Below are 5,958 nucleotides of genomic sequence, written 5' to 3'. Positions count from 1 at the left end.
TGGAGTCGAGTTGTCCCTGGTCGTCCGTGAGGAAGACCACGAGGTCCGGGTGCACGGCGGCGCGCGATCCCAAGCCCGAGACGCAGAGGACGCCGAGGAGTGCGAAAGAAAACGCAGCGCACCGACGAGTCGTCCGCACCGATTTCATTTACGCCAGCCTGCGTAGCTTTGTGATGCGGCCGGTGGCGACCCATTCGGCGACGAAGATGTTGCCGGCGGCGTCGAAGCAAGCGTCGTGCGGGTGGACGAACTTGCCGGCGATCCACTTGGCGCTGTCGCCGCGGACGTCCTTCACCAGCTTGGTCACGCGCTCCACGTCCTCGCCGAGGCGCGCGACGACTTCGTTCTTCGAGTTGAGCAAGGTGATGCGGGCGTGGAGCTCGGGCACGAGCAGCAAATCCTTCCATGAGTCGAGGTTCGCCGGAAGGCCGTAGCCCTTGAGCGTCTCGATGTATTTGCCGTCCAGCGTGAGATACTGAAGCGTGTGATTCGCGCGGTCGCACACGACGACTCGCGGCTCGCGTCCGGGCCGGCGGTCAATCCAGATGCCGTGCGGCGTCTGGAACGTGCCTTCGCCTTTGCCCGGCCCGCCAAACTTCGAGAGCCAGTTTCCGTTCTTGTCGTAGCGGTGGACGTGAAAGGAGCCGTAGCCATCGGTGAGGAGGAAGCCGCCGTCGTCGAGGAACGCGAAGTTCGTCGGCATGAAGGCGTCGCGGCCCCAGCGCTTCACGCGGACCTTGTCCTCGTCCTTCGCATAGACGCCGCTGTCCATCGGCGCGTATTTTTCCCAGACGACTTCGCCGGTGAGCGTCATCTTCGCGAAGGCCTTCACCTGCTGGTAGGCGCAGACGTAGAGGAACTCCGTGCCACCCTCGGCGCGGACCTCGATGCCGTGACCGCCGCCCTGAAACTGCTGGCCAAACGCGCGGACAAACCTGCCCTTGGGGTCGAACACGAAGATGGACGGGTGGTCCTTCAAGTTCTCGCGGCCCTCGTGGATGACGTAGAGATTCTGCGCCTTGTCCACCGCGACATTGTGCGTGGTTTGCCAGGTGTATTGGGCGGGGAGCTGCGCCCAGTTGTGATGCACCTCGAAGCGATGCGCGCCCTCGCCGATGACGAGTTGCGTGTCGGACTTCTGCGCCGTGAGCACCCGCGGCGCCGCGAGCGCGGCGGCAGAAGTGGCGAGCGTGGCGGCGAAACGCCGGCGTGAAATTTGAGTCGGGGTGGTCATGGTTTGGGTGGGTTGTGTGAAGTCACGTCCGGGGCAGTTTAGCTTGCCACGCGGCGTGATCAACACCGGGCTTGTCCGTGCGCTGACGCGATTGAAACTTCATGCCAGCTCAAACCCGGGCACTGCAGCAGCCGTGCTTGAACCGAAGGCGCCCGCATCGGCGCCCAGCCGGTGGCCACTTCGATGCGGCAGTCGTGCTACCTGGCGCCGATGCAGTAGAGCGAGCGATTGGAGCGGAGGAGCAGGCGGTTGCCGTCGAACGCGGGCGAGGCATTGAACGCGCCGCGGTTGCCTTCGAGCGTGTTTTCGGCAAGTTGCTGGAACTTTGGCGTCGCCGAGACCACGACGCACTGGCCCTGACGCCCCAGGTAATAGAGCTTGCCGTCGGCCAGCACGGGAGACGCGTAGAATCCACTCTGCCGCGACCCGAGCCGTTCCTCATAAGCGAGCTGTCCGGACGTTGCGTTCACGCAATAGGCGACGCCGAGGCTGTCGCTCGCGAAGTAGAGATGCCCGTTGTGCAGGATGGGCGACGAGACGTTGGAGCCCTTGTCGATTTTCCACATCCGGTGCGTGGCTGTGACGTCGCCCCGGCCACCAGCCTTGATCGCGAGCGCGTTCTGGGGGCTGCGTCCGCCGATCGCGTAGATGATGCCGTCGCGGGCGACGGGAGTGGGGCACATATACCAGCCGATGCCGGTCGAGCAGGTCCAAAGCTGCTGGCCGGTGTCCGCGTCGAAGCCGAGCACCTTCTGGATGAGCGCGGTCACCACCTCGGCTTTGCCGCCCGGGCCGGGAACGACCAGCGGCGCGTGCCAGGACTCGTTGATGCCGCGGGCGCGCCACTTTTCAGCGCCGGTCTTCTTGTCGAGCGCGACCAGCGAGCCGCTCTCGACGCTGGCATTCACGAGCACGAGGTCCTTGTGAAGCACGGGCGACGTGGCTGAGCCCCAGCCGTTGAGTTGCGTGCCGACGCTGGATTTCCACAGTTGCTTGCCTGAATGGTCGAACGCGAACACGCCCGACTTGCCGAAGAAGCAATACACGCGCTCGGCGTCGGCAACGGGCGTGCTCGTCGAGTAACCGTGATCCTCACGGATGCCGGGTTGCTCCGGTAGATCTGCGGCAACGGGTGTATTCCAAAGCAGCTTGCCTGTCGCGCGATCGAGACACAGGAGGTGCCGCTTCAACGCATCGAGGCTTGCGCCGCGTCCCGGTTGCACGCCGGTGTAGCAGGTGAGGAAAATCTTGTTGCCGACGACAATCGGGCTCGATGTGCCCGGCCCGGGAAGATCGGTCTTCCAGACGATTCCCTCGGAATCGCTCCACTTGAGCGGAGCGCCCTTGGCGTCGCTGATGCCGTTGCCGCCCGGGCCGCGGAACTGCGGCCAATCCGCGGCGGCGGCGTGGATGGACGTGGCGACCGCGAGCGCGATGACTGAGCCGGTTGCACGGATGAGTGGCCGCATAGTGACGGATGGAATGTTGCCGGATTATCGGGCTGCGGTGGTCTTGGGCTGCGGTTTGAGATACGTGTCGTTCAACTTGTCGCAACTCCACAGCAGGCCGCGCGTGACGAAGTCGAGGTAGCGCGCATCGGCCACGGTCTCGTTGTTGTGCCCGATGGTGGTGCTGAAGACACGCGCCTTGCCGTATTGATTGACCCACGCGACAACGGCCTCGGCATCCTTGGTCGAGCCGTCGCGTTGCTTGATGATTTGCCGGCCGCGCACAAGCGGGGTGGCGGTGGGGAAGATCTTGATGTTGTTGTAGAGCTCCTCCTTGATCGTGGTCCAGTCAGTCCAGCCCTTCATGATCGGATGATCCTTCGCGACGGACTTGAGCTCGATGGGCTCCTGCGGGCCGTGGCCGGTCGATTGAAGACCGAGGAGGTCGAACCACAGCGCGTCCGGGCTGCCGGGGGTGACCGGGTCGCGGATGTTCCCGACCCGGTAGCTGTGCATCGCGCAGTGGAGGTTCACCGCCGCGACGCCCGCCTTGTGGGCGGCGAGAATGTTGTTCACGTATTCCACGTCCTTCACGTCGGCGCTGCACTCGTCGTGGATGATCACGTCGTAGCCCTTCGACCAATCGGGCTTTTCGTAAGCCTCGTATTTCGCCTTCGTGCTGCGGTCCGGGTTGAAGGACGCCTCGACGACGATGTGGGCGCGGGCTTCGAGACCCTTCTTCAAGATTTCCATCTGCCGGGTGTAGTCGTGGCAGCAACCGCCGAGGACGAGCAGCGCGCGAAGCGGCTTGGGGGAGTCCGCCGCAGCCGCAGGGAAGGCGAGCGCCGTGGCCAGTGCCATGATGGAAGCGAGTGGGTGAGTTTTCATTGGGTGGGTTGAGTGGGTTGAACGGGGTTGGAAATCAGCCGTGCACTGGACGCGTCGCGCGCGAGGCTTGTTCAGGAAGCGCCGCGCGCAACCAGCGCGCCAGACAATCACAAAGCGCCGCGGCATCGCCAAGCTCGATGACCGGCGCGACCGCCGTGACCCACGCGAAGCCCGCGCCGTAAGCCGCGCCGTTCAGCACGCAGCCGTCGGACTGCGCCTCGCGCAGTTGCCGCCTCGCGGCCGCGAACGCATCCTCGCGCGAGCCGTCAAGCTCGTATTTCCAGCCGATGATCCGCGCCCCGGGAAAGAGGCCGCGCAACTGCGGCAGGATCTTCGTCGCGGGAACGAGCCGGAACTGGATCGGGCCCTCGCGCGTGGGCAGCTTCTGGCACTCGAGCGGGCGGCCGTCTTCCGCGCGGATTTCCCCCACCTTGTAATCGCACAACGCCGCGGCATGGAGCACGGCGTCCACGCGGATGTTCCCGGCGACGGCGCGGAGCTTGGCCGCGAGGTCGTCGTTGGTGGAGAAGTCCACGGAATGCACGCGGGCATCGAGCGGGTCGCGGCAGGTGGCCTGTTCGCCCTTGAAGCAGACGACGTCCCATCCGAGGCGCGCGAAGGTGTTCGCGAGCGTGATGCCGAGACGGCCGGTGGAAAAGTTGGTGATGCGCCGGACCCGGTCAATCGGCTCCCACGCCGGTCCGCAGGTGATGACGACGTTCATCAGGAAGGCCGGGCAGCCGCGTGTCTCAGGCGAACAATTCTCTCACCGCCCTGCCCTTTCCGTCCTCGGTTGCGTAGAACGGTCGCTGCTCGATGTCGAACGCGGTCTTCGGACTGATGCCCATCGCGGTGAAGAGGGTCGCGTGCAAATCGGCGATGGAAACCGGATTTTTCACGGCCACGAGCGGGCGCTCATCCGCGGTCTGTCCGTAGACGAAGCCGCGCTTCATCCCGCCGCCGAACATCAGCACGCTCGTGCCGCCGGTGAAATGCCGGTGCAGTCCGTAATGCTTCATTTCCTTGAGCGTCTCGCTGGGGGCGGTCGCCTGATCCTTCGCGTTCGAACCGGGCACGCCCTCGACAATGGCGTCGCGGCTGAATTCGCTCGCAATGACGACGAGCGTGCGCGAGAGCAGACCGCGCGACTCCAAGTCGAGCACGAGCCGGGCAATCGGCCGGTCAATCTCGCCGTGAAGCCTCGCGACGGTTTCATGCCCGTTGGCGTGCGTGTCCCAATGAAGGAACGGCACGTATTCCGTGGTGACTTCGACGAATCGCGCGCCGTTCTCGACAAGCCGCCGCGCGAGCAGGCACCCGCGACCGAAGCGGCCCGCGCCGTATTCGTCGAGGCTCTCCTTCGGTTCATCGGCGAGGTCGAACGCCGCGCGCTCCTTCGAGCTGAGCAGGCGGAACGAGTTGTCCATCGCACGGAGCATCGATTGCTGCTGGTAATCGCCGAGATACGCGCGCTGCGGCGACTTCTCGACGAGCTTGCGGAAGAGCTTCTCGCGATTCTCGAAACGCCCGGCATCCATCCCCTTCGGCGGCCGCACGGACTGCGCGGCTTCATCGGGATACGGCAGGTTCATCGGCCCGAACTCATTGCCAAAGAAGCCCGCGGTGGTGAAGGCCTTGAGTTCCTCCTGTTCCCCAACGCCCTCGAGGCGCTGGCCGATGTTGATGAAGGGGGGCATCACCGGGTTGCGCGGTCCAAGCACCTTCGCAATCCACGAGCCAATGTGGGGGCACGCGACGGTTTGCGGCGGCACATAACCGGTGTGCCAGTGATACTGGTGGCGCGAGTGGAGGATGTGGCCGAGGTCAGGCTGCACCGCGCTGCGGATCAATGTGCCGCGGTCAAGGACCTTCGCGACGTGCTCGAGGCCCTTGCAGATGTTCACGCCGTCCACTGCCGTCGGGATCGCGGGAAACGTGCTGAGAATGTTCTTCACCGGCACACCGACCGCGAACGGCTGGTAGCGCTTCGGGTCAAACGTGTCCGGCGCGGCCATCCCGCCGGCCATCCACAGCAGGATGCACGCGTCAGCCGTCGGTTTGGGGTGCGCGATCCTTTCGTCGGCAATCAACCGCGGCGCACCCATCGCGAGCGTGGCGGTGGAGGCCGCGGCGAGCTTGCGGAGGAAGTCGCGACGTGTGGCTGCCGGATCAAGTGGGGTCGGTTTCATGGTTCGTTCGTCGCGTCATCGGGCTGCAATCGGATCTTGATTCCCAAGTCGAGGGTCGCCCCGTCGGCCTGCACGGTGGGCAGGAAGCCCACGCGAATTCCCTTCTGGCCCAGTTCCGGGTTGCCCTGCACCTGAATCGTCGCATCCGCGCCGGACCGGGTCAACAGCCGCGGACCTCTCAACACGTCCACGCCCTCCG

Annotated in this window: 5 protein-coding genes; all 5 read right to left on the bottom strand. The window is 65.1% G+C overall.

Annotation, left to right across the window (positions count from 1 at the left end; translation table 11 throughout):
• Positions 1–148: 148 nt before the first annotated feature.
• The 5 genes from FJ386_14785 to FJ386_14765 all read right to left on the bottom strand — a co-directional run bounded on the left by FJ386_14785 (position 149) and on the right by FJ386_14765 (position 5,759).
• Complete coding sequence (locus FJ386_14785) at positions 149–1,234, bottom strand: hypothetical protein (protein MBM3877952.1); 1,086 nt, start codon at positions 1,232–1,234, stop codon at positions 149–151.
• Between the two features lie 197 nt (positions 1,235–1,431).
• Positions 1,432–2,703, bottom strand: a complete 1,272-nt coding sequence (locus tag FJ386_14780; protein ID MBM3877951.1) for a serine/threonine protein kinase — start codon at positions 2,701–2,703, stop codon at positions 1,432–1,434.
• A 24-nt stretch (positions 2,704–2,727) separates the two neighbouring features.
• Positions 2,728–3,570, bottom strand: a complete 843-nt coding sequence (locus FJ386_14775) for a ThuA domain-containing protein (protein ID MBM3877950.1) — start codon at positions 3,568–3,570, stop codon at positions 2,728–2,730.
• A gap of 34 nt (positions 3,571–3,604) precedes the next feature.
• Positions 3,605–4,294, bottom strand: coding sequence for a hypothetical protein (locus FJ386_14770; protein MBM3877949.1), 690 nt, complete (start codon positions 4,292–4,294; stop codon positions 3,605–3,607).
• Between the two features lie 25 nt (positions 4,295–4,319).
• A complete protein-coding gene (locus FJ386_14765) occupies positions 4,320–5,759 on the bottom strand; it encodes a DUF1501 domain-containing protein (GenBank protein MBM3877948.1) in 1,440 nt (479 codons plus the stop codon).
• Between the last annotated feature and the right edge of the window lie 199 nt (positions 5,760–5,958).

This window comes from Verrucomicrobiota bacterium (assembly GCA_016871675.1).
GTDB lineage: Bacteria > Verrucomicrobiota > Verrucomicrobiia > Limisphaerales > VHCN01 > VHCN01.
Note: the sequence above shows the minus strand (reverse complement) of the source record. Positions and strands in the feature narration are given on the sequence as shown.